This is a genomic window from Kribbella sp. NPDC020701, assembly GCF_055562215.1.
This window is the reverse complement of sequence record NZ_JBVHFT010000035.1, coordinates 1-19,243: the sequence shown is the minus strand read 5'-3', so window position 1 is coordinate 19,243 and position 19,243 is coordinate 1. Positions and strand designations below refer to the sequence as shown.

Genomic DNA, 19,243 nt, shown 5'->3' with positions numbered 1-19,243 from the left:
TTCCCAGAGACCCTGCGCACGTCATCGAATGGATGACGGATGATGCTTGTCATCCATTCGATGACGTGTTAGAACGGTGCTGCGTATTGACACCGAAGTCGACAGTCTGGAGGTGGAACGATGTTGATGCGCACCGACCCGTTCCGGGAGTTGGACCGGTTGACCCAGCAACTCAGCGGTGCCTCGTCGCCAGGGACCTGGTCGAGGCCGAACCCGATGCCGATGGATGCCTATCGGGCCGGCGACGAGTACATGGTGGTCTTCGACCTGCCGGGCGTTCCGCAGGACGCCATCGATCTTGACGTTGAGCGCAACGTGCTCACCGTGAAGGCGGAGCGGCGGCCGCTGACGGTGTCCGAGGGAGTCGAGATGCAGGTGGCCGAGCGCCCGCTCGGGGTGGCTTCCCGGCAGTTGTTCCTCGGCGACACCCTCGACACGGAGCGGATCACGGCGGAGTACGAGAACGGCGTACTGACGGTGAAGATCCCCGTCGCCGCACAGGCCAAGCCGCGCAAGATCTCCATCAGCGGCGGGGATTCCGAGCCGCGTCAGATCAACGCCTGACCGGCCCGCGACACAGGAGAACCTTGATGCACCGAGCTGAGCCGCCCGATGGACTCGACGAGGCGACCGATGCGCTGGCATTCGTCACCGGCGTACTGCGCGAGCTCGATGCTGACGGCAACGATTCCGCCCGGTTGCTCGAGGCACTGGTCCGGATCCGCGCGGTGCGGGACCACCTGGCCGAGTGGGAGCCGAGGTTGATCGACCAAGCCCGGGCCGCCGGCACCAGCTGGGCGCAGCTGGCGCCGGCGCTCGGGGTGGCCAGCAGACAGGCGGCCGAGCGGCGGTATCTGCGGATCAATCAACAGTTGGACAGCGCCGCGATGACCGGCGAGCAGCGTGTCCAGGCCGCCCGGGACCAGCGTGCGAGCGACCGGGCTGTGGCCACTTGGGCGCGGGACAACGCTGCCGATCTTCGGCGGCTCGCGGGGCAGGTCACCGCGTTGGACGGGCTCGACCGGACCACGCAGGAGAGCGTGGACCGTATCCACGGCGCCCTCGGCGACAACGACTCCGCGGCCCTGCTCGGCCCGTTGGCCGACGCCGGCCCGCGACTCACCCGCGATCATCCGCAGATCGCGGACCGGATCTCCGAGCTGGGTGACCGGGCCGACGAGGTCCGCCGAGCAACGACACAACGGCCGGGCGAGACCCGGCAGAGCCAGGAGGAGGGACTCTGATGAAGTTGCTGTTCGAACTCCGGCCGGTCGACCACCTGGACGCCAGCGTGGACGACTACCGCAGCCTCGGGCTCGAACCCCTCGGATGGCCCGACGACGACACGGCCATGCTCGGGCCGCGCGGCGGCGTAGCGACGATCGTGCTGGTCCGTGATCCCGCCGAAAGCGCGCTCGGCGCCGGGGGCGTGTACGACGTGGGCGACGTCGAAGTCTTCTTCGGCAATCACCCGGAGCTGGACTGGTTGATGGCCCCGGTCCGGTCGTCGCTCGGCTGGTACGCGGTGTTCGCCGACCGGACCGGCACGTGCATCCGGCTGCTGGACCCGTCCCCACACCTGCCGTGCGCCGCGGGGTCATCGCCGAACCTGGTGGCCGTCGCCAGCTGAGACGAGCCAGCACTTTGACCGTGGTCCAGGGATGTGGCCACGCCGTGACTCGAGAGTCGCGAGGTCAATCATGCTTTCTGGTAAGACCGATGGGACAGTACCGACGCAATGCTCGACACCCGAACAGCGGGCAGTGCGAGAAGCCGCTACCCAGGAACTGCTGCGGCGCCGGGAGCGAACGTCCGACGACGTCGAGCGGCAGGCGTTGATCGATCAGGTCGTCGAGCTCAACATCGAGATCGCGCGCGGGATCGCTCGCCGGTTCCGCGCACGTGGCGCCGAGGCCGATGATCTCGAGCAGGTCGCCTACCTGGGCCTGGTCAACGCGGCCCACCACTACCGGCTCGACGCGGATACGCCGTTCATCGGGTTCGCGATCCCGAGCATCCGCGGTGAGGTGAAGCGGTATTTCCGCGACTGTGCGTGGACTGTGCGGATCCCACGCCGGCTGCAGGAGGTGCAGGGCTCGATCATGGCCAGGCTGCCCGAGTTGCAGCAACAGCTGAACCGCGACCCGACCCGGGCCGAGGTCGCGGATTACCTCGGCCTGGAGGTGGACGAGGTCGAGGAGGCGATGGCCGCGAAGGGGTGCTTCAACGTGCTGTCCCTGGACCGCCCGTCAGACGCGGACGCGAATCTGACACTGGCCGATCTGGTCGCCGCCGAGGACGACGGGACGGTCGACCAGTTGGAAGCGGTTGACATGCTGCAGCCAGTGCTGGAGGAGTTGGGGCCGCGTGAGCGGCGCATCCTGGAACTGCGCTTCGTCGAGGGCTGGACCCAGACCGAGATCGGCAGAGAGATCGGCATGAGCCAGATGCAGGTGTCTCGCGTACTACGCAAGCTCCTTGACGATCTCCGCACAAAACTCACCCCCACACAGGCGATCGCCTGACGGTCAGCGGTCAACTGTGATGATGCAGATTCGTTGCCCCAGTGATGCCGAGTACATCCGCAGCTCCTGACTGCGCGATTCGGGGATGTGTCGTTCTCGCCCCGGTCCGAGGCTCTTTGAAGGGCCAGTACCAGAAGGGATCACGGGTATGAGCAACACGTTCAGCACCACGGTGGAGAAGACGAACAGGATCCTGAAGGACATCGAGAAGGCCTACGGTTGGCCCAAGGAACGCCGCAACCAGTCGTATGCCGCCCTGAGGGCGGTTCTGCACTCGCTGCGCGACCGGCTGACGGTTGACGAGTCCGCTCAGCTCGCGGCTCAGCTTCCGCTGCTGGTCCGCGGAATCTACTTCGACGGGTGGAAACCTAGCTCCGTGCCGGTGAAGATGAACAAGGAGCAGTTCCTGGAGCGGGTGCGGCACGAGTTTCGCTACGAGGTCGAGGGTGGGGTGGAGCCGCTGGTCCACACCGTCCTGCAGGTTCTGAGACGCCACGTGACCGACGGTGAATGGGACGACATCATGTCAAGCATGCCGAGGGATCTGGCGGCCGCCCTGGCCTAGCGGGTCCTGTGCCACAGCTACAGCAGCAGGCCGAAGATGCGGAAGGCGTCTGCCCAGTGTGCTGTCTGCGGGTTCTTGACATCGGGGTCGATGACCTTGATGGTGCGAGCGAGTGCGACACTCAGCCCTCCCACCACTTCGGGCAACCGGGATTCGGTTTCCTCGCTGACGGTCACGTCGAGCGGTGGCCATATCGTCAGCTGCGCCAAGATCGGCCGCAGCTCGATCTCCTCGTCTAACTCGCGGAACACATGAATGCTCTGCTGCAAGCCCTTGGTGATGGGCAGGTCGCGCGGTTGGAGGATGTCCCGGCCGTTCGCCTTCGCCGTGCCCTGGCCGATCACCAGGAGATCGTGGAGCTTGTCGCTGACGAAGTCGCTGTACCGCTTGAGGTCATCCTTATCGACGTCCAGACTCGCCGCGGTGCGGAAGAAGCGCTCGAACCTGTGCACACCCATGACTGTCATGCCGTCTCTCCTCTTGGTGCGGGTGCTCGACGACCGAGTGGGCGACGCAACCACGCCACCGTCGCCATGTTGCCGCGACGAGATGTCCGCGTCACCACGCAAACGTGTAGAGCAGCCGCCCTGACACCTAGCCTTCGCGGTCCTCTCCTTCAGCCGGCAATCCGACCGCGCCGCCCCTCCGCGCTCGCAGAGACCTGACAGCTCTGCGGCGGTAGGTGGTGAGCTGCAGCTCAGCCATCCGGACTGCCAGCGGTCCTGCGATGGCCAGGATGAGGACGTAGGTCGCGGACAGTGCTCCGAACCGCGCATCCACGCTGGTCGTCGCGGCGAGCCCCGCGATGACGATGGAGAACTCGCCGCGAGGGATCAGCGCGATTCCGACCCGCAGCCGCCCGCGCGGGCTGAGCGCGGATCGCCCGCCCGCCCACCAGCCACTGGCTATCTTCGTGACCGCCGTGATGACGGCGAGCAAGCCGGCGAGAAGGGCGACATCGGGGATCGTGGCGGGGTCGATCCGGAGTCCGACGAACAGGAAGAAGACGGCCGCGAACAGGTCGCGCAGCGGCCGGAGCAAGGTATACGCACCTTCGGCGATCTCTCCCGACAGGCTCAGCCCGACCAGGAACGCCGCGACGGCAGCCGAGGCGTTCAACTGCTGGGCGAAGCCGGCCGCGAGCAGGGCCAGTCCAGTACGCGGAGCAGCAGCACCTCGTCGTTCGGCGAGAACATCGTCCGCGCGACCGCCTGCGGGAATCGCAGCGCGACGAAGAAGGACGCCACGACGGCTCCCAGTGCGACGAGCATACTGGTCGCGGCACTCACCCAGCCGAGGCCGAGAAGCAGTGCGGTCAGGATCGGCATACTTCGCCGGGACCTGAGGGGTAATGGACGGGACCGGATCGTCAAGCGTTGGGTGCTACGGACACTGTTTGAAGGAGTTGCGGAAGCAGCCGGTTGCAACGGGGAAGGTGAGCCGATTCCGGGGCCTACCCTTGCAAGAATCAATCCCGAACATCGGCTGTGAAGCCGTAGGCGCCGCGTGCGGTCGGCCCACGAAAGATCCGGGCTAGGGATGGGCTAGGGACTGCTCCGCAAATGTGTTGCCCTCAAAATGGCCGAGGACAGCGGTGCTGTCTTCGATGCGGCGCTGCTCTCTGCGATCCTGCCGCTCGTGCCCGGGTTGCCTGCCCGGCTGCAGGACGGCATTGATGTCGCCGACATCGGTTGCGGGAGTGGGCATGCCATCAATCTGATCGCCGCTGCCTACCCGCGCAGTCGGTGCGTCGGCTACGACTTCTCCACCGAAGGCATCGCCGCCGGCCGGGCCGAGGCCGTCGCGCTGGGATTGGAGAACGCGCAGCTCGTCGTACGTGATGCCGCCGAACTGGCGGAGACCGAGCGGTTCGACTTCGTCACCGCCTTCGACGCGATCCATGATCAGGCGCATCCGGCGCAGGTCCTGGCCGGAATCGCGGGGTCGCTGCGACCGGGCGGTGTCTTCCTGATGGTCGATATCCAGGCCTCCAGCAATTTGGAGGATAACGTGGACCACCCGTTCGCCACCTTCCTGTACGGCGTCTCGACCATGCACTGCATGACGGTGTCGCTGTCCCTCGACGGCGATGGGCTCGGAACGGTGTGGGGCGAGCAGAAGGCACGGCAGATGCTGGCCGACGCCGGCTTCTCGTCGGTCGACGTCGCCCACGTCGAGGCCGACGCCTTCAACGCCTACTACATCGCCCGTAAATAGAGATGGCGCTGGCCCTGCCGTTCAGCGCATGAAGTACGGCGAATCCTTGACGTCACCGGATGATCGCCGGAGGGTGACGAAGAGAGCGCTCCACTCCTTTCTCGCCCAAGGAGAACGTCATGCGTTTGAGTAGTTCATCTCATCGCACCTGGGCCGCGTTCGTTGCCGCCGTCCTGGTGCTGGCACTGGTCTCCGTCCCGTCCTCGGACGCCGCCCCCGACCGGACGCCGTACTCCGTCGATGCCTCGGGCCACACGCTGATCCACAACAGCGGGCAGGCCTACCTGAACGCCAGACTTCCGGTCCGGACGCGGGTCGAGGACCTGCTGCGCCGGATGACGCTGGAGGAGAAGGTCGGTCAGATGACCCAGGCCGAGCGTGGCGCCGTCACGAACGACGCGACGCTGGTCACCACCTGGCGGCTCGGCTCAGTACTGTCCGGCGGTGGCTCGGTGCCGACCCCCAACACGCCGCAAGCCTGGGCGGACATGGTCGACAGGTTCCAGGCTGCTGCCTTGCAGACCCGCCTGCAGATCCCGATCCTGTACGGCGTCGACTCCGTGCACGGCCACGGAAACCTGCTTGGTGCGACGGTCTTCCCCCACAACATCGGCCTCGGGTCGACCTGGGATCCCCAGCTGGTGCAGCGGATCGAGCACGTGGTAGCCGAGGAGACCCGTGCCACCGGACCGCAGTGGGCGTTCGCGCCGTGTGTCTGCGTCGCTCGCGACACCCGGTGGGGTCGCACGTACGAGAGCTTCTCGGAGAGCCCCTGGCTGGTGAGCCGGTTCGCGTCCGCGATCGAAGGATTCCAGGGCACGAACCTCGCCGACCCGGATCGGGTCCTCGCCAGCGCCAAGCACTACGCGGGTGACGGTGACACCGAGTTCGGATCAGCGGCCGGTGATTACACGATCGACCAGGGCATCACGGTGACGAACCGCCGGGACTTCGCCCGGTTCGACCTCGCTCCGTACGTTCCCGCCGTACGCACGTACGACGCCGGCACCGTGATGCCGTCGTTCTCCAGCATCGACTGGACCGAGGACGGTGTCGGCAACCCGATCAAGATGCACGCCAACCGCGAGCTCATCACCGACGTCCTGAAGGGCAAGCTCGGGTTCGACGGTTTCGTCATCTCCGACTGGGAGGGGATCCACCAGATCCCGGGCGACTGGGCGACACAGGTCCGGACCGGGGTCAACGCTGGTATCGACATGTTCATGGAGCCGAACGCGTACCAGTCCTTCGAGACCACGCTGCTCGACGAGGTCCGGGCCGGCCGAGTGTCGCAGGCGCGGATCGACGACGCCGTACGGCGGATCCTGACCAAGAAGTTCGAGCTCGGTCTGTTCGAGAAGCCTTACACCGACCGTACGCATCTCGCCGACGTCGGCTCGGCTCAGCACCGCGCGCTCGCGCGTGAGGCAGTCGCCAAGTCACAGGTGCTGCTGAAGAACTCCGGCGGCCTGCTGCCGTTGAAGAAGAACGCCAAGGTCTACGTCGCCGGCCGCAACGCCGACGACATGGGGAACCAGACGGGCGGCTGGACCCTCAGCTGGCAGGGGGCGTCGGGGCAGCACCGGGTGCCCGGCAACACGATCCTCGACGGCATCCGGCAGGTTGCTCCCCAGGCACAGGTGACCTACAGCAAGGACGGTTCGGCACCGACGGCAGGCAGTGACGTGGCTGTGGTGGTCGTCGGCGAGACTCCTTATGCGGAGGGCTTCGGTGACGTCGGTGGTCCACAGTGGGCCTACGATCCCGAAGACGCCGGAGTACCGCGCGAGCCGAAGAGCCTGGATCTGCAACCGGTGGACAGCGCGGTCGTCGACAAGGTGTGCGGGGCGATCGCCAAGTGCGTGGTGCTGGTCGTCTCCGGCCGCCCACAGGTCATCCCGCCCGCGCAGCTCGCCACGATCGACGCCCTGGTCGCGTCCTGGCTGCCTGGCTCACAAGGCGAAGGCGTAGCCGACGTGCTGTTCGGGAAGCGCACCTTCACGGGCAAGCTCTCCCACAGCTGGCCACGTAGTGCCGACCAGGAGCCGATCAATATCGGCGACGCGAACTACCACCCGCTGTACCCGTTCGGGTGGGGACTCCGCACCAAGGGTCACTAGCCACTGACCCCAGCGCGTCGCGGTCAGCTGCTTGCGTAGCTGATCGCGACGACGCTCGAGCTGCTGCTGATCCGGCCGCTGTCCACCTTCTTGCCCTTGACAACGAGTACGACGGTGAGGCCGTCGGCACCCTTGGTCTTGCGCAGGTTGACGGTGTAGGCGCCGTTCGAGGCTTTGACCTGGAAGCTGGCGGATCCGCAGCCCTTCTTGGTCGTTGCGCCGATCCGACCCGCCCAGCAGGTCTTCTTGGACGCGGTGATCCGCACGCTGGCACCTGTCTGCGTGGTGGTCGTGGTCGTCGTTTTCCCCTTGCCGCCGGCGCTGGGTGTGGTCTTGGGCGGTTCGCAACCGGTGACCACCAGCGAGAACAGCAGTGCGATCGCGAGGGTCGCCCATCGGCGGACAGACATCGGGGACCTCCCGTTATCCGGTCTTGACGGTGAACTGTGGCTTCACGCTGCTCGGCTGCAGTTCCTTTCGAACCAGCGCATCGATAGCCGCCAGCTCGGTCTTGTCCTTGGTCGCCGCGAGTCGAGCTGCCTTGGTCCGAGTCGACAGCTGGGCCTGCAGTTCACTCGCCAGCGCCTCGAGCTGCTGCCGGCCCTTGTTCGAGAACGCGCGGTGCTTGCTGGTGACAACCACGAACTGCACCGCGATCGCCGCGGTCGTGCAGCCCGAGCAAGAGGCGTTGACCGCGAGTGCGCGGTTCCGAGTGGTGAGAGTCGTACCGGGCCGGACCACGACGACCTGCACGGACACACTGGTCGCCTTGCAGTTGCTGCAACTCGACCATGCGTTGGCGAGGTTGTCCGCCGTAGCCTTCTTCGCCTTGCTCACATAGATGACCTGTACTGCGGCGGCGGTGCCTGTGCACGAGTCGCAGGTGGCCGTGGCGCTCGCCACGGCGTCAGCCTGAGCCCGCTTGCCCCGGGCGCGTTCGAACATGGCGGTCCGGTCGGTGTCCGTACTACCTGGCGTTCCCGGGTTGGCGGACGCGACCAGGTCGAAGTCCCGGCCGCTTCGGAACGTAAGCATGCTCGCGGTTCCTGTCGCACCCGTGACGAGAGACGCGATCACCAGGATTGCTTCGAGCCGCCGGCGTATGGTCATGACACTCCTTTGACTGGCAGGGACGGGTCAGCCACCGAGACAGGACTCCAGCGGTTCGCGGTGAAGCCACCGGCGACCAGTTCGGCGAGTTCCAGGTAGGCGTCGCGGGTGCCCGAACGCAGGTCGTCGAGGTCGACGGCGGCACCGCTGTCCAGCGCCGGGTCCCACGGGATGCGGACCGTACCGGCGCAGCGACTGGAGAAGTGGTTCTCGATCTCGTCGAGCTGGACCCAGCGCGACCTGCCTCTGGTCGTGTTGATGACCGCGACCGCGGATGACACCAGATCCGCGTGCCCGTGCTGGTCCAGCCAGTCCAGCGTCCCGGCAGCGACCCGGGCGCCGTCGAGCGCCGGCGGCATCACCACGACGATCTGATCGGCCTCGCGCAGGATGCCCTGGATGGCGTTGTCGAGGATGCCCGTGCCGGTGTCGACGAGGATCAGGTTGTAGTGCTGGGTGAGTAGGTCGAGCACAGTGCGGTAGTCCCGATCGCCCAGCGCCTGGCTGATGGTCGGATCGTCGTCGGACGCGATGACCTCGAGCCGGCTCGGTGCCTGCGAGGTGTAGGAGCGCAGGTCGGCGTACTTGGTAATGAGGTCGCGCTCGCCCAGCAGGTTGGTCACGGTGGCGGGGGACTCGCGCCGTACCCGATAGATGAGCGAGCCTGCGTCAGGGTTCGCATCGAGCGCGACAACGCGGTCTCCGCGATGCATGGCGAGCGTGTGGCCGAGCATCAGAGTCGTCGTGGTCTTGCCGGCGCCGCCCTTGCGGCTCAAGGTGACCACCCGCCGGGGACCGCTCAACGTCGTACGGACACGGGCGATCCGCTCCTGCTCGCGTTGCTCGGCCAGACTGGGGCCGACGTTGATCCTGCCGCTCGAGACGTAGTACAGCCCGTGACGCCATCCGTGCCGCGACGGTGGTACCCGCCGACGGAGCATCTTGTCCTCGGTGAACTCAGCCGCGCTCGGAGGCTCGTCCGCGGCACCCTTGACGACATCCATCGATTCCTCCTCGGCCGGCGACGATGCGGTCTGCCGGGCTCGAACCGCCCGTACGACGTGGAGTACAGATCTGGCTAGGACGACGCTGAGGCCGACGATGGGCACGGTGATAGCCAGCAGTGAAAGCAGCATGAGTATTGCGGCGCCGAGCTCGCCCACAGCGATGAGCTCACGTGCACCGGCCCACAACTCACCCGAGCGATCCCAGAAGCCTGCGACGTAGCGAGGGGCGTTCCAGGTCAGAATTCCCAGGCCGATGAGCAACGCGGGTACGGTGACGAGCACCCATCCCGTGACGACCACCCGAGTGCGGAGGCGAAGCTGCCCCACGCCGGGATCGCTGCGGCGACCTGGCAGGAGGCTCCGCAGGATGGGCCGTACGTGTCCGAAGAGGTTCGGCACACCTGCCAAGTCGCCGAGAATGTAGTAACCGTCGAACCGCACCACTGGCAGCAGTTGTTGGATGATTTCCAGATGGGACAGGGCGATCACCGCCAGCAGGGGTGCCCATCCGGTCCACAGGTACATCGCCGCCGCGGCCACGATGAAGACCGCGTTGAAGTACACGCCGCCCAGATCGGTCCGCAGCCGGCCGGCGCGGTTGAGCCGGTACGCGCTGGTCACGTTCGTGTAGAAAGCGGGGATCCACAGATAGATCCCCGCGCCGATCGGGCCCGGCTTGGCGCCGCCGTAGCTGCAGCCGGCCGCGTGGCCGAACTCATGGAAGAGTGTTGCTGCCAGCAACAGGGCCAGGACGGCCAGCACACCGATGGGATCGACCAGGGCGCCGAACACGGCCGTGGCGGGCCGGGTGCTCACCACCCACACGTCGAACGCGATCACGCTCGCCAGGACCGCGAGAATGATCGGGCGATGGAACAGCGGCGCGAAGGTACGTGCGATCACGCGAACCGCGCTGGCCGGCAGCAGCACGCCCCGGACACTCAACGCCAACAGCGGGTCGGCTTTTCGTTGCCCTACCCGCGCGCCGTTCCAGAGTGCGACCAGTCCGGACGGCCCGAGTTTCTCGTGGATGAGGCGGACCAGGTCATCGGGATCGAGCTGGTTGCCGTACGCGCGGCTCACCCGATCGGCCAGCAGATCGGTCGACGTCCGCCCATCGGCGTTCTCGACGATCAGGTAGAGCAACCGGGTCAACAGCACCATCTGCCGGTCGGACCGCTCGACCAGGTAGCGCTCGTCCCGGAACCCGGAGCCCTCGTACCGCCCGAGCAGGCGTACGCCGGCCACCCGGCTCGGCCTCGGGCCGCCGCGCACCGGGACTACGCGCGAGTCGGCTTCTGCCGCCGTCACGATGCGGGCTTCCAGGCAATGCGGGGGGCACAGGCCCCCCGCCAGTCCCGTGCGCCGGCAGAACTAGCGCTGGAACGCAGCCACATGCTGCAGTGCGGCGGCAGCCGCGGTCGAGCCGATCGTCCCCGCGTTCACCGCGATCGCCAGGTTGACGGCGGTGATGTTGGTGATGTTGATCAGCGCCAGCGCCTCGCGTGTGGGCAGCAGCTCGGCCGACTGGCCGGCGACCTCCGTCTGGGAGATCCTGCCGAGATCCGTCATCGAAACCCCCTCATTTCTGCTGCGTGCGGACGGCGCCATCGTTCATCACCGCCCGCACGCCCGATTCGCCCCTAGTGCTGCTTGATCACGATCGTCTGTACGGCCGCGGCCTTGGCCACGGACCAGTACGACGCCGCGTTCAGCGCGACCGCCGTGTTGGATGCGTAGACGTTCGCCCAGTTGTAGGAACCCAGCGCCTCCCGCTCCGGCAGCACCTGGATCTCCTCCAGGTCGAGTTCGACCGCCGTCAGTTTCTCGTTCATGAGTCACCCCCTCCGCCCTGTTCGGTGCTCACTGCCAGTGGAGTCCCGGTCGCGTGCTCACTGCGTTGTCACAGCGTTGTCCCGGCGTTGTCACAGCGTTGTCAGGACTCGGGTAGTCGACGTAACGGCGTACATCGGGGATCGTTGCTTCATCGTGGGTCTTCCGGTTGTCCGTTTCTGCGGGCGTGAGGAAGCGGATCCGTCCGTCCGCGGGGGAGTGGAAACATGACTGATCAGGCGCAGTCCGGGTCGGTGCCGGATGCTGCGGCTTTGGTCATCCGGGTCTGGCGGGAGACGGCCGGCTCGGGCGGCATCCGGGCGCGCATCACCCAGCGGCCCGATCTCGGCGCCGAAGCCGAGACGACCTCGGTGGTGACGTCGCCGGAGGCCGTCTACCGCGAGGTCCGGGCGTGGCTCGAGGAGTTCACCGGCCGAACCGCGGGTCAGGCTTGACATCCGGCGCTTCCTGCCCCACCGTGCAATGAGGTGCGTGGCGGTTGGTGGTTCCGCCGTCACACACAGCGGGGATATCTGCGAGCAACACAGCCGGGGGGCAGGCTCGCCCTGAAGCGCGCCGTCGCCTCCATGAGGGGAGGCCGTGCGGTGCGGGCATTCTCGCGGTGTGATCTTCGACTTCAACTGCTCGGTGACTGGCTCCTGACAGCCGCCGACGGCCGGGCCGCGTCAGAAGCACAGATCGAACTGCCGGGCGGTCCGCAGCGCCTGGTTGCGCTTCTGGCCCTCAACGGCCGCTGCGCCCGGACTCACGCGGCGGCGATGCTGTGGGCGGACTGCACCGACGAGGTCGCGGCCGCGCGCCTTCGTGCGATCTTGTGGCGGCTGCGACACCGGCATGTCGGCGTACCGCCGCTACTCGACATCGGCGACGCGTGGCTCGCTCTGGCTGACGAGGTCGTTGTGGATGTCGACCGGTTCTTGGACGGAGCGGAGTTGCTGATCCGCGATGACCCGGACGTCGGGACCGCGGAAGCCGACGACGCCGCTATCGCCGTACTGCACTCCTCCGAGCTGCTTCCCGGCTGGTACGACGACTGGGTGCTGGCCGCCCGTGAGCGTCTGCAGTACTTGCGCCTGGGCGCCCTCGACGCGCTCGCGACTCGGCGCCGGCGGCAACGGCGCACCCACGAGGCCCTCCAGGCGGCGCGGGCCGCGATCAGCATCGAACCGCTCCACGAGAGCGCGCATCGCGCGATCGTCGAGACGCACCTGGACAGCGGCGATCTTGTCGAGGCCGTCCAGCACTACCAGAAGTTCCAGACCATGATCGACCGCGAACTGGGCCTCCCACCCAGCGACCTCTTCCGGGAGATGGTCAGCCCCTACCTGACCGTCGCCTCCCGCAGGACAGTCCGAGCCCGCTGAAACCTTGTTGGCGGCTCGGTTCCGTCAGTTCGCCGCGCCGTTGGGTCATACGCTCGAGCTGTCAGTGGCTCGACCTGTCAGTCGCTCGACCTGTCAGTGGCCGGCGCGGTCGGAGTCGGCGGCGGGCTTGGCGGTGCCGTCGAGAGCTGACAGCGCGGACAAGTCGGCGTCGGTCAGGTCGAAGTCGAAGACTGCCAGGTTCTCCTCGAGGCGTCCGGGGTCGGCCGACTTCGGGATCGGCACCACACCTTGCTGCGTCTCCCACCGCAGGACGACCTGGCCCGGCGTCCGTCCGTGTGCCTTGGCGATGTCCTGCAGCGTCGGATGGCTCAGCAATTCGGTCCCCTTTCCGAGCGGACTCCACGCCTCGGTCACGATCCCGTGTTCCGCATGGAACTCCCGCTCGGCCGCCTTCGCCCACACCGGACTCAGCTGAACCTGGTTCACCTCCGGCGCAGCACCGGTCTCGTCGATCAACCGCTGCAGATGCGTCGGCTTGAAGTTCGACGTACCGATCGCCCGCACCAGCCCCGCTTCCCGCAGTGCGAGCAGCCCGCGCCACGCGTCGACGTACCGGTCCTGCGCCGGATTCGGCCAGTGGATCAGCAGCAGATCGATGTACTCGACGCCGAGCTTCTCCGCGCTCGCCTCGAATGCGACCCGCGGACCCTCGAGGCTGTGCCACCGCGCGTTGAACTTCGACGTCACGAATACCTCGTCCCGAGGCAGACCTCGCAGCGCCCGCCCGACGCCGACCTCGTTCCGGTAGTTCTCGGCCGTGTCGACCAGCCGATACCCGAGCTCGAGCGCCACACTGACCGCCCGCTCGGCATCCGCGTCGTTCATCGGGGACGTCCCCAACCCGACCCGCGGCATCATTGCGCCGTGACTCAGAGTGATCGTCGGAACCTGGCTCATCCGTCTCCTCCTTCGGCAGCCGCTGCCCGGCCACCGTACGTCGATCACGGTCCGCGCCCGCCGCCAGGGCGGCCCGATCCCGGCGTACGACGTACGGTCCGGACCGGCGATCTCAGCTTTAGTGGACAGGGGCGCGAACTGTCGGATCCGTGGTTCATCATGGTTCCCCGGGGCTCGGAACACGTGGGAGGGATGGGCGAATGAAGAATCGGCTGATCACTCTGGTGGATCTCGGTCTGGACAACTCCTTCGACGCGTCGATGACCTTCGTCCAGGGCATCACCGGGAACATCAACGCCGGCTGGGACCAGCCCGTGATCGACGTGAACTTCGTCCGCACCCGCGACCACGAGACCGCCTTCTCGGCCCTCACCACCCCTTCGACGGTCCTGCACGTGATGGCACACGGTGACCACAGCGAGGAGCCCTCCTTCCTGTCGACCGACGGCAAGACCCAGGTCTCCCTGCGCTCGCTGGCCGAATGGTTCCTGGATCGGCAGTGGGGAATCGCCAGCGGTGTCGTCATCGCCGACGGCTGCAAGACCGGTATCGGCAAGTGGCAACGCGCCATTCGCGACTGCCTCCAGGACGACATCACCTACATCGGCACCAGCACCGTCATCGGCTGGTACGAGGCGACGGTTTTCTGCTCGGCGTTCTACGGCGCTCTGGTCCGCAACCGCGGCCTCGGCCGCACCCCCGCCGAACAAGGCTGGGATGCCGCCAACCGAGCCATTCGCGCCTACGAAACGCTGACCGACGCCCGCTGCCCCTACAGACCCGTCCTCCTCACCCCGTCCCGCCGAGCCCTCCGCTCCCTCACCGGGTGACCCATCCCGCGGTCGGCGCCCGGCCGCATGGAGTGCGACCGGCCGGGTGCCGTCCGCGGGCTGAGAGCCGACACGCGTGTGGCGGCTACTTTGGGTTAGGCATGTGAGACTTTTCGTGGGCTCGTCGCGCGGCGCAGTCTGTGGTCTGGGTTGCCGGTGACCTGGATGGTGTCCGGACGGGGAGGCCGTCCGGTTCGCATTGGCCGATCTGCTGATGTCCGCTCGACGTGGTGAAGGAATGCCGCCATGAAGCTTCACCGGAACTCCCTCCTGACGGCTGCCGCGATTGTCCTGGTCCTGTACGTCGTGTCGCTCATCGTCGGCTTGCCGGGATGGGCCGCGGTCGTGCTGACGGTGGTGTTGCTCGTGCTGCTGGCCGTGGTCTGGAAGCAGCCTGACGAACCCCGTCCCGTCCTGACCAAGCCGGCACCGGCGCCATCCGTCGTACTGCCGGATCGGGAGCCTGTGTTCTCCGGGCCGCCGACACGCACGGTCGCCGACGTCCGGCTGCCGTCTGCTTCGCCGGACTTCCAGTTCAGCTTCTCGGCGGTGGTGCAGTGGTCGACGGTCTTGTCCGGCTCGCGGCACGCTGACCTCGGCGCGGTCGCTGTCGATGCCTTGATCGAGCGCGCTCGCGGACTGACCGCGAGGCAGCAGGTCACTGAGGAGTCGCTCAACCAGCACCGCCTGGCCGCGCTCCTCGGCGAACCCGCGCTCGACGAGAAGGGGCAGGTGCGCAGCTGGGCCACCGAAGTGCGGCTCCGGCTGCCGGATGCGGACCAGAAGCACCTCCAGCACCTCGCCGCCCTGCACCGCCGGGAGCAGACGACTCTGCTCGAACGCCGGATGGAGCAGGACAAACGCGCCTACTTGAAGGATGACGTCTTCGCCACGCCTGGGTCGGCCGCGGTCTGGTGGCTCGTCAATCACCCCGGCGAGGTCGAGACCGCGCTCGGCCTGCTCGACACCCTCTCCGAGCTGTCCGCCGCCGCCAACGATCTCCCGGTACGACGTTCGTCCGCGGAAGCGATCGAAGGCCCCAAGTCGACTCGCGCTGAGCTCGCCTTCAGCGCCGCGGTCGACGAGCTCGCCGAGGCAGACGGGACCAAGGCTGGGTCGGAGACCAAGGACGCTCGCGGGGAATACCGAGAGCAGTTCTTTTCGGAGTAGGCCGGTGAGGCGGGCCGGCTGCAGGGAGGGCCCGCCCCACCGAGTTCGGGTGCGCATGGTCACTCGTCCAGCCATCGGATGGTGGTCGCGCCGTTGTGCCCGTGGATGCTGAGGAGAGCGTCGACACCATCGGGCCAGACTGTGGTCGTCGGATATCGCCCGCCCCAGTGCAGGGCGATCGTCCCGTCGGACCACTCGACTCCCTCCGCGACGACGCCCGTACCGCTGATGCCGGAGACGTCGACATGACGGACCAGCTGGAAGCAGCGTGGCCCGGACTTGTTCGCGACTTTCAGGTGACGCCGTCGCGGGGTCCGCGGCAGCGTCGCGGTTCGACCGCTGATCTCGTCCATGGGCAGCAGTCAACCCGTGGTTCGTCGGCCTCACCAGGAACTCAACCGGTATCCACAGGGCAGAAATTCTGCCCACCGACGGTCACCGATCGCCATATTCTCATTGCAGGGAGTAGCCGACAGACGCAAGGAGCGACAGCGATGACAGTCATCGACGAATGGACCGGCCGGCACGCACACGCCTTGCGTACGGCGCTGCGGTTGACCAACGAGGCGTTCGCGGACCGCCTCGGCGTCTCGCCACGCACCGTCACCAAGTGGCGCGAGCGTCCGGAGATGGTGCCCAGCCCGCATCTTCAGGACGCGCTCGACACCTCACTCAGTCAGGCGCCGCCCGACGCCCAAGTCAGGTTCGCGGCCAACCTAGGCCTCGATCAAACCCGATTACCCGTCGATCATGCGGTTCTGAGCCAGCTCAACGCGGCGCTCGGCGACCTGGCCCGTGCCCTCGCGCGCCTGGAGTCCGATGGCCCGGAGCGATCACCGGCGCACTGATCGCCGGGTGCACACTGGGTGATCGCGGGTGCACACTGGGCGGCGCAGCACGACGTACCGAAAGGAGCTGGGGATGAGGCGACGCCCGGTGAAATCGTCGAGTGTGCGATCGGTCGGCTGGTCCGACGGCACGCTTGAGCTCGAGTACGTCAACGGCTACATCTACCAGTACGACGAGGTCCCGCAGCCGACCTATGCGGCCCTGCTCGCCGCGCCGAGCATCGGCGCCTACATCAACAAGCACATCAAGCCGTACTACGAGTTTCGCGAGGTGTGAGTTTCTTCCGGGACTCCGGCGGGCACCGGCTGGGACGGTCCACACGGGGGTGCGCCCAACCAGGAGGTGGAGATGCGCACTCGTAGAGCCTCTACGACTCGTTCCCGCGCCATCACGATCGTTGTCGTCATCTGGCTGCTCATCGGTCTAGCGGCCGCTACGCAGCGGAACTACTTCGCGGGATCCGACGCGACCTGCGCCAAGGTGGGCACGACGCTGGTCACGATCGTCGCCGGCCCACTCAACTACATCGGTGCCAATCCGAAGATCGACTGCAACGCGCCTGAGCCGTCGAGGTAATCGCTCTCGCGGCGAACCATGTCCGCCGTACTGTCCCTCCTGAGGCTCCGGGCCACCGAGCCGAGGGAGGGACATAGACGTGCTACGCAAAGGGATCGAGGCGGATCTCGAGAGGTTTACCGTGCCCGGCGCGAGCTGGGCGGTGATCGAGAACGGTGAGATCAACCAGATCGGGTCGGCTGGGTTGGTGGAGGCTGGCGGGTCTGCGGCCGTCACTCCGGACACGTTGTTCCAGGCGGCCTCGATCAGCAAGCCGATCGCCGTACTCGCCATGCTCAGGCTGGTCGATCGCGGAGTGCTCGACCTCGACGAGGACGTGAACCGGAAGCTCACGTCCTGGCAGGTCCCACCGACGGGCGCATGGCAACCGGTCGTGACATTGCGGCAGTTGGCCAGCCACAGCGCTGGGCTGACGGTGCATGGGTTCCCTGGCTATCGCGCCGATGCTGCGGTGCCGACAACGGTGCAGATCCTTGACGGCGTGCGCCCGACGAACACCTTCGGCGTCCGTGTCGACCTCGTCCCCGGGACGCAGTTCAGGTACGCCGGCGGCGGAACGATCGTCATGCAGCAGCTGCTCGAGGACGTGACAGGCAGGCCGTTCCGCGAGCTGGTCCGTGAGCTCGTGCTGGAACCATTCGGCATGTCTGACAGCGACTACGCGCAGCCGCTGCCACCAGAACTCCACGCGAGAGCTGCGACCGCGCATGACGAACTCGGTTGCCCGCTCGACGGCAGGTGGCACGTCTATCCGGAGCTGGCCGCCGCAGGGCTGTGGACAACGCCGACGGACCTCGCCAGGTTGGCCATCGGTGTCCAGCGGACGTACGCAGGGACGGCCGACGCACTCCTGTCGCCCGAGCTAGCCCGAGAGATGCTGACGTCTCAGATCGCCGCAAGCCAGCGGATCGGTGGGCTGGGTCATCTGGGACTTGGATTCTTCCTCGATGACAGTGGCCAGCGCTTCGGGCACAGTGGCGGCAACGCGGGGTTCCGCTGTCACCTGCTGGCGTATCGAGACACGGGACAAGGCGCCGTCGTGATGACCAACGGCGACAACGGTGCGTGGGTGGTAACGCGGGCGTTCGCCGCGATCGCGTCGGCGTACGGCTGGGAGGGATACCCCCAGGACGTCGAGCTCCCTGACCTGCCGACTGACGACGTGCTGGCTGAGCTGGTCGGCGCGTACCGCTTGGACGGCAGGATGGCGTTCACGGTCGAGCGGCGGGGAAGCGGCCTGGAGGTGACGTTCGACGGTCAGCCACCGCTGCGGTTCATGGCGCGGTCGGCGACGCGGTTGGCGGTGGGCACTGGCACCGAGCTCGAGGTGCGCGAGGGGGGACTCGTCTTCCACCAGGAGGGTGCGGAGCTCGACTGCACCCGGGAATAGGTGCGGGGGTCGCTGGGTTACACCTCATGCCGCTCGGTTCAAGACCCCGGGCCCCAACCTAAGCCGCTACGAGCGGCCACTCGCCGAGAGGCGTCTGCTGGGCGGTGCAGGACGTGACAAGTGGGAGCCAGTCGACTGCTCCCACTTCGTCAATCGACGTACGACGCTCAGTGCCGGGTTCCGGTACGACGTCGTGCACGGGATCTCGTATGGGGCGGGACCGCACGGGCTGCGGATCGCTCGTGAAAACCGCTTGAGTGGTGCGGGATGATGGGAGTGTCGCTCGCGGAGACGCGAGTGAGTGCTGTGACCAGAGGGACGATCACTGCTTCGCGTCGGCGCCGGCTCACCGGTTCCGAAGGTGGTCTGCAGGGAGCCCGGACAGGGTCCGGAACCCCGATTTGCATCTTCACCGCGAATGTCAGTAATGTTCTTCTTGTTGGAGCGAGGCGCGGGACGCGAAAGCGGCCGGCAGCTCCGACAAACTCCCTGAAGGACAAGGTAGCCGAAACACGCCTCGGCGGGTTTTCGGTCACTGAGTCGCGCAGGGGGACTGGGACGAAAGAGGCCGATTTGACCGGCCCCGGACGAAACAGTAAAGTTGGGCGAGTTGCCCCGGAGCTTCAAGCGAAAGTCTGAAGCGCGGTGTGCGTCCGATTCTTGAGAACTCAACAGCGTGCCGAAAGTCAATGCCGAAATAAGCATTAACCCCGTACATGGGCTTCGGATGATGATCTGCCAGGGCCTT

At 66.9% G+C, this 19,243-nt stretch carries 25 protein-coding genes; 15 read left to right on the top strand and 10 right to left on the bottom strand.

What is annotated here, in order from left to right:
- Positions 1 to 120 precede the first annotated feature (120 nt).
- The 5 genes from ACZ3HV_RS43105 to ACZ3HV_RS43085 all read left to right on the top strand — a co-directional run bounded on the left by ACZ3HV_RS43105 (position 121) and on the right by ACZ3HV_RS43085 (position 3,090).
- A complete protein-coding gene (locus ACZ3HV_RS43105) occupies positions 121 to 564 on the top strand; it encodes an Hsp20/alpha crystallin family protein (RefSeq protein ID WP_465693598.1) in 444 nt (147 codons plus the stop codon).
- 26 nt (positions 565 to 590) lie between these two features.
- Positions 591 to 1,244 (top strand): hypothetical protein, encoded by a 654-nt coding sequence (locus ACZ3HV_RS43100; RefSeq protein ID WP_465693597.1) that lies wholly within the window; start codon positions 591 to 593, stop codon positions 1,242 to 1,244.
- Positions 1,244 to 1,630 (top strand): hypothetical protein, encoded by a 387-nt coding sequence (locus ACZ3HV_RS43095; protein WP_465693595.1) that lies wholly within the window; start codon positions 1,244 to 1,246, stop codon positions 1,628 to 1,630. The genes ACZ3HV_RS43100 and ACZ3HV_RS43095 overlap by 1 nt, the downstream gene beginning before the upstream one ends.
- A gap of 133 nt (positions 1,631 to 1,763) precedes the next feature.
- On the top strand, positions 1,764 to 2,525 hold the full coding sequence (locus tag ACZ3HV_RS43090; protein WP_465693594.1) for a sigma-70 family RNA polymerase sigma factor: 762 nt from the start codon (positions 1,764 to 1,766) through the stop codon (positions 2,523 to 2,525).
- A gap of 148 nt (positions 2,526 to 2,673) precedes the next feature.
- The gene (locus tag ACZ3HV_RS43085) at positions 2,674 to 3,090 is read left to right on the top strand and encodes a DUF2267 domain-containing protein (protein ID WP_465693592.1); all 417 of its coding nucleotides are present in this window, start codon (positions 2,674 to 2,676) and stop codon (positions 3,088 to 3,090) included.
- A gap of 17 nt (positions 3,091 to 3,107) precedes the next feature.
- Here ACZ3HV_RS43085 and ACZ3HV_RS43080 read toward each other — a convergent pair whose 3' ends face one another.
- From ACZ3HV_RS43080 to ACZ3HV_RS43070, 3 genes are all read right to left on the bottom strand, one after another.
- Positions 3,108 to 3,542, bottom strand: coding sequence for a DUF1931 family protein (locus tag ACZ3HV_RS43080; RefSeq protein WP_465693591.1), 435 nt, complete (start codon positions 3,540 to 3,542; stop codon positions 3,108 to 3,110).
- A 142-nt stretch (positions 3,543 to 3,684) separates the two neighbouring features.
- Positions 3,685 to 4,209 (bottom strand): cation:proton antiporter, encoded by a 525-nt coding sequence (locus tag ACZ3HV_RS43075; RefSeq protein ID WP_465693590.1) that lies wholly within the window; start codon positions 4,207 to 4,209, stop codon positions 3,685 to 3,687.
- The gene (locus tag ACZ3HV_RS43070) at positions 4,206 to 4,418 is read right to left on the bottom strand and encodes a hypothetical protein (RefSeq protein ID WP_465693588.1); all 213 of its coding nucleotides are present in this window, start codon (positions 4,416 to 4,418) and stop codon (positions 4,206 to 4,208) included. Before ACZ3HV_RS43070 ends, ACZ3HV_RS43075 begins: the two co-directional genes overlap by 4 nt.
- 250 nt (positions 4,419 to 4,668) lie before the next feature.
- Between ACZ3HV_RS43070 and ACZ3HV_RS43065 the strand changes: the two genes are divergently transcribed.
- Positions 4,669 to 5,307 carry a class I SAM-dependent methyltransferase gene (locus ACZ3HV_RS43065; RefSeq protein ID WP_465693587.1) on the top strand — a complete coding sequence of 213 codons (639 nt, stop codon included), beginning with the start codon at positions 4,669 to 4,671 and terminating at the stop codon, positions 5,305 to 5,307.
- Positions 5,308 to 5,426: 119 nt separating this feature from the next.
- Positions 5,427 to 7,427 carry a glycoside hydrolase family 3 protein gene (locus ACZ3HV_RS43060; protein WP_465693585.1) on the top strand — a complete coding sequence of 667 codons (2,001 nt, stop codon included), beginning with the start codon at positions 5,427 to 5,429 and terminating at the stop codon, positions 7,425 to 7,427.
- 23 nt (positions 7,428 to 7,450) lie between these two features.
- On the opposite strand, the gene ACZ3HV_RS43055 is transcribed toward ACZ3HV_RS43060, so the two are convergent.
- From ACZ3HV_RS43055 to ACZ3HV_RS43035, 5 genes are all read right to left on the bottom strand, one after another.
- A complete protein-coding gene (locus ACZ3HV_RS43055; protein WP_465693584.1) occupies positions 7,451 to 7,837 on the bottom strand; it encodes a hypothetical protein in 387 nt (128 codons plus the stop codon).
- Positions 7,838 to 7,850: 13 nt separating this feature from the next.
- Positions 7,851 to 8,537 carry a hypothetical protein gene (locus tag ACZ3HV_RS43050; protein ID WP_465693582.1) on the bottom strand — a complete coding sequence of 229 codons (687 nt, stop codon included), beginning with the start codon at positions 8,535 to 8,537 and terminating at the stop codon, positions 7,851 to 7,853.
- A complete protein-coding gene (locus tag ACZ3HV_RS43045; protein WP_465693580.1) occupies positions 8,534 to 10,855 on the bottom strand; it encodes a MinD/ParA family ATP-binding protein in 2,322 nt (773 codons plus the stop codon). Before ACZ3HV_RS43045 ends, ACZ3HV_RS43050 begins: the two co-directional genes overlap by 4 nt.
- 63 nt (positions 10,856 to 10,918) lie before the next feature.
- Positions 10,919 to 11,116 carry a hypothetical protein gene (locus ACZ3HV_RS43040; RefSeq protein WP_360380757.1) on the bottom strand — a complete coding sequence of 66 codons (198 nt, stop codon included), beginning with the start codon at positions 11,114 to 11,116 and terminating at the stop codon, positions 10,919 to 10,921.
- A gap of 71 nt (positions 11,117 to 11,187) precedes the next feature.
- The gene (locus tag ACZ3HV_RS43035; protein ID WP_328519545.1) at positions 11,188 to 11,379 is read right to left on the bottom strand and encodes a hypothetical protein; all 192 of its coding nucleotides are present in this window, start codon (positions 11,377 to 11,379) and stop codon (positions 11,188 to 11,190) included.
- A 225-nt stretch (positions 11,380 to 11,604) separates the two neighbouring features.
- Here ACZ3HV_RS43035 and ACZ3HV_RS43030 point away from each other — a divergent pair, with 225 nt between their 5' ends.
- Both ACZ3HV_RS43030 and ACZ3HV_RS43025 read left to right on the top strand, forming a co-directional pair.
- Positions 11,605 to 11,832, top strand: coding sequence for a hypothetical protein (locus tag ACZ3HV_RS43030; protein ID WP_360380754.1), 228 nt, complete (start codon positions 11,605 to 11,607; stop codon positions 11,830 to 11,832).
- Between the two features lie 150 nt (positions 11,833 to 11,982).
- Positions 11,983 to 12,762, top strand: coding sequence for an AfsR/SARP family transcriptional regulator (locus ACZ3HV_RS43025; RefSeq protein ID WP_465693578.1), 780 nt, complete (start codon positions 11,983 to 11,985; stop codon positions 12,760 to 12,762).
- Between the two features lie 93 nt (positions 12,763 to 12,855).
- On the opposite strand, the gene ACZ3HV_RS43020 is transcribed toward ACZ3HV_RS43025, so the two are convergent.
- Positions 12,856 to 13,680 carry an aldo/keto reductase gene (locus ACZ3HV_RS43020; RefSeq protein ID WP_465693577.1) on the bottom strand — a complete coding sequence of 275 codons (825 nt, stop codon included), beginning with the start codon at positions 13,678 to 13,680 and terminating at the stop codon, positions 12,856 to 12,858.
- A gap of 200 nt (positions 13,681 to 13,880) precedes the next feature.
- Between ACZ3HV_RS43020 and ACZ3HV_RS43015 the strand changes: the two genes are divergently transcribed.
- Entirely contained in the window at positions 13,881 to 14,510 is a 630-nt protein-coding gene (locus ACZ3HV_RS43015) for a hypothetical protein (protein ID WP_465693576.1), read from the top strand.
- A gap of 246 nt (positions 14,511 to 14,756) precedes the next feature.
- On the top strand, positions 14,757 to 15,680 hold the full coding sequence (locus tag ACZ3HV_RS43010; RefSeq protein WP_465693575.1) for a hypothetical protein: 924 nt from the start codon (positions 14,757 to 14,759) through the stop codon (positions 15,678 to 15,680).
- Between the two features lie 59 nt (positions 15,681 to 15,739).
- Here the strand turns inward: ACZ3HV_RS43010 and ACZ3HV_RS43005 are convergent, their stop codons facing one another.
- Complete coding sequence (locus tag ACZ3HV_RS43005; RefSeq protein ID WP_465693573.1) at positions 15,740 to 16,033, bottom strand: hypothetical protein; 294 nt, start codon at positions 16,031 to 16,033, stop codon at positions 15,740 to 15,742.
- A 141-nt stretch (positions 16,034 to 16,174) separates the two neighbouring features.
- Here ACZ3HV_RS43005 and ACZ3HV_RS43000 point away from each other — a divergent pair, with 141 nt between their 5' ends.
- From ACZ3HV_RS43000 to ACZ3HV_RS42985, 4 genes are all read left to right on the top strand, one after another.
- Positions 16,175 to 16,528, top strand: a complete 354-nt coding sequence (locus ACZ3HV_RS43000; protein ID WP_465693572.1) for a helix-turn-helix domain-containing protein — start codon at positions 16,175 to 16,177, stop codon at positions 16,526 to 16,528.
- A gap of 73 nt (positions 16,529 to 16,601) precedes the next feature.
- A complete protein-coding gene (locus ACZ3HV_RS42995; RefSeq protein ID WP_360380737.1) occupies positions 16,602 to 16,805 on the top strand; it encodes a KTSC domain-containing protein in 204 nt (67 codons plus the stop codon).
- A 72-nt stretch (positions 16,806 to 16,877) separates the two neighbouring features.
- Complete coding sequence (locus tag ACZ3HV_RS42990) at positions 16,878 to 17,105, top strand: hypothetical protein (RefSeq protein ID WP_360380735.1); 228 nt, start codon at positions 16,878 to 16,880, stop codon at positions 17,103 to 17,105.
- A gap of 79 nt (positions 17,106 to 17,184) precedes the next feature.
- The gene (locus ACZ3HV_RS42985; RefSeq protein ID WP_465693571.1) at positions 17,185 to 18,495 is read left to right on the top strand and encodes a serine hydrolase domain-containing protein; all 1,311 of its coding nucleotides are present in this window, start codon (positions 17,185 to 17,187) and stop codon (positions 18,493 to 18,495) included.
- Positions 18,496 to 19,243: the final 748 nt, after the last annotated feature.

Bases quoted from the DNA above. Each gene is read 5' to 3' on its own strand.
- ACZ3HV_RS43105 (WP_465693598.1), top strand. From the start codon at position 121: ATGTTGATGCGCACCGACCCGTTCCGGGAGTTGGACCGGTTGACCCAG.
- ACZ3HV_RS43100 (WP_465693597.1), top strand. From the start codon at position 591: ATGCACCGAGCTGAGCCGCCCGATGGACTCGACGAGGCGACCGATGCG.
- ACZ3HV_RS43095 (WP_465693595.1), top strand. From the start codon at position 1,244: ATGAAGTTGCTGTTCGAACTCCGGCCGGTCGACCACCTGGACGCCAGC.
- ACZ3HV_RS43085 (WP_465693592.1), top strand. From the start codon at position 2,674: ATGAGCAACACGTTCAGCACCACGGTGGAGAAGACGAACAGGATCCTG.
- ACZ3HV_RS43070 (WP_465693588.1), bottom strand. From the start codon at position 4,418: ATGCCGATCCTGACCGCACTGCTTCTCGGCCTCGGCTGGGTGAGTGCC.
- ACZ3HV_RS43065 (WP_465693587.1), top strand. From the start codon at position 4,669: ATGGCCGAGGACAGCGGTGCTGTCTTCGATGCGGCGCTGCTCTCTGCG.
- ACZ3HV_RS43060 (WP_465693585.1), top strand. From the start codon at position 5,427: ATGCGTTTGAGTAGTTCATCTCATCGCACCTGGGCCGCGTTCGTTGCC.
- ACZ3HV_RS43055 (WP_465693584.1), bottom strand. From the start codon at position 7,837: ATGTCTGTCCGCCGATGGGCGACCCTCGCGATCGCACTGCTGTTCTCG.
- ACZ3HV_RS43050 (WP_465693582.1), bottom strand. From the start codon at position 8,537: ATGACCATACGCCGGCGGCTCGAAGCAATCCTGGTGATCGCGTCTCTC.
- ACZ3HV_RS43040 (WP_360380757.1), bottom strand. From the start codon at position 11,116: ATGACGGATCTCGGCAGGATCTCCCAGACGGAGGTCGCCGGCCAGTCG.
- ACZ3HV_RS43035 (WP_328519545.1), bottom strand. From the start codon at position 11,379: ATGAACGAGAAACTGACGGCGGTCGAACTCGACCTGGAGGAGATCCAG.
- ACZ3HV_RS43030 (WP_360380754.1), top strand. From the start codon at position 11,605: ATGACTGATCAGGCGCAGTCCGGGTCGGTGCCGGATGCTGCGGCTTTG.
- ACZ3HV_RS43020 (WP_465693577.1), bottom strand. From the start codon at position 13,680: ATGAGCCAGGTTCCGACGATCACTCTGAGTCACGGCGCAATGATGCCG.
- ACZ3HV_RS43015 (WP_465693576.1), top strand. From the start codon at position 13,881: ATGAAGAATCGGCTGATCACTCTGGTGGATCTCGGTCTGGACAACTCC.
- ACZ3HV_RS43010 (WP_465693575.1), top strand. From the start codon at position 14,757: ATGAAGCTTCACCGGAACTCCCTCCTGACGGCTGCCGCGATTGTCCTG.
- ACZ3HV_RS43005 (WP_465693573.1), bottom strand. From the start codon at position 16,033: ATGGACGAGATCAGCGGTCGAACCGCGACGCTGCCGCGGACCCCGCGA.
- ACZ3HV_RS43000 (WP_465693572.1), top strand. From the start codon at position 16,175: ATGACAGTCATCGACGAATGGACCGGCCGGCACGCACACGCCTTGCGT.
- ACZ3HV_RS42995 (WP_360380737.1), top strand. From the start codon at position 16,602: ATGAGGCGACGCCCGGTGAAATCGTCGAGTGTGCGATCGGTCGGCTGG.
- ACZ3HV_RS42990 (WP_360380735.1), top strand. From the start codon at position 16,878: ATGCGCACTCGTAGAGCCTCTACGACTCGTTCCCGCGCCATCACGATC.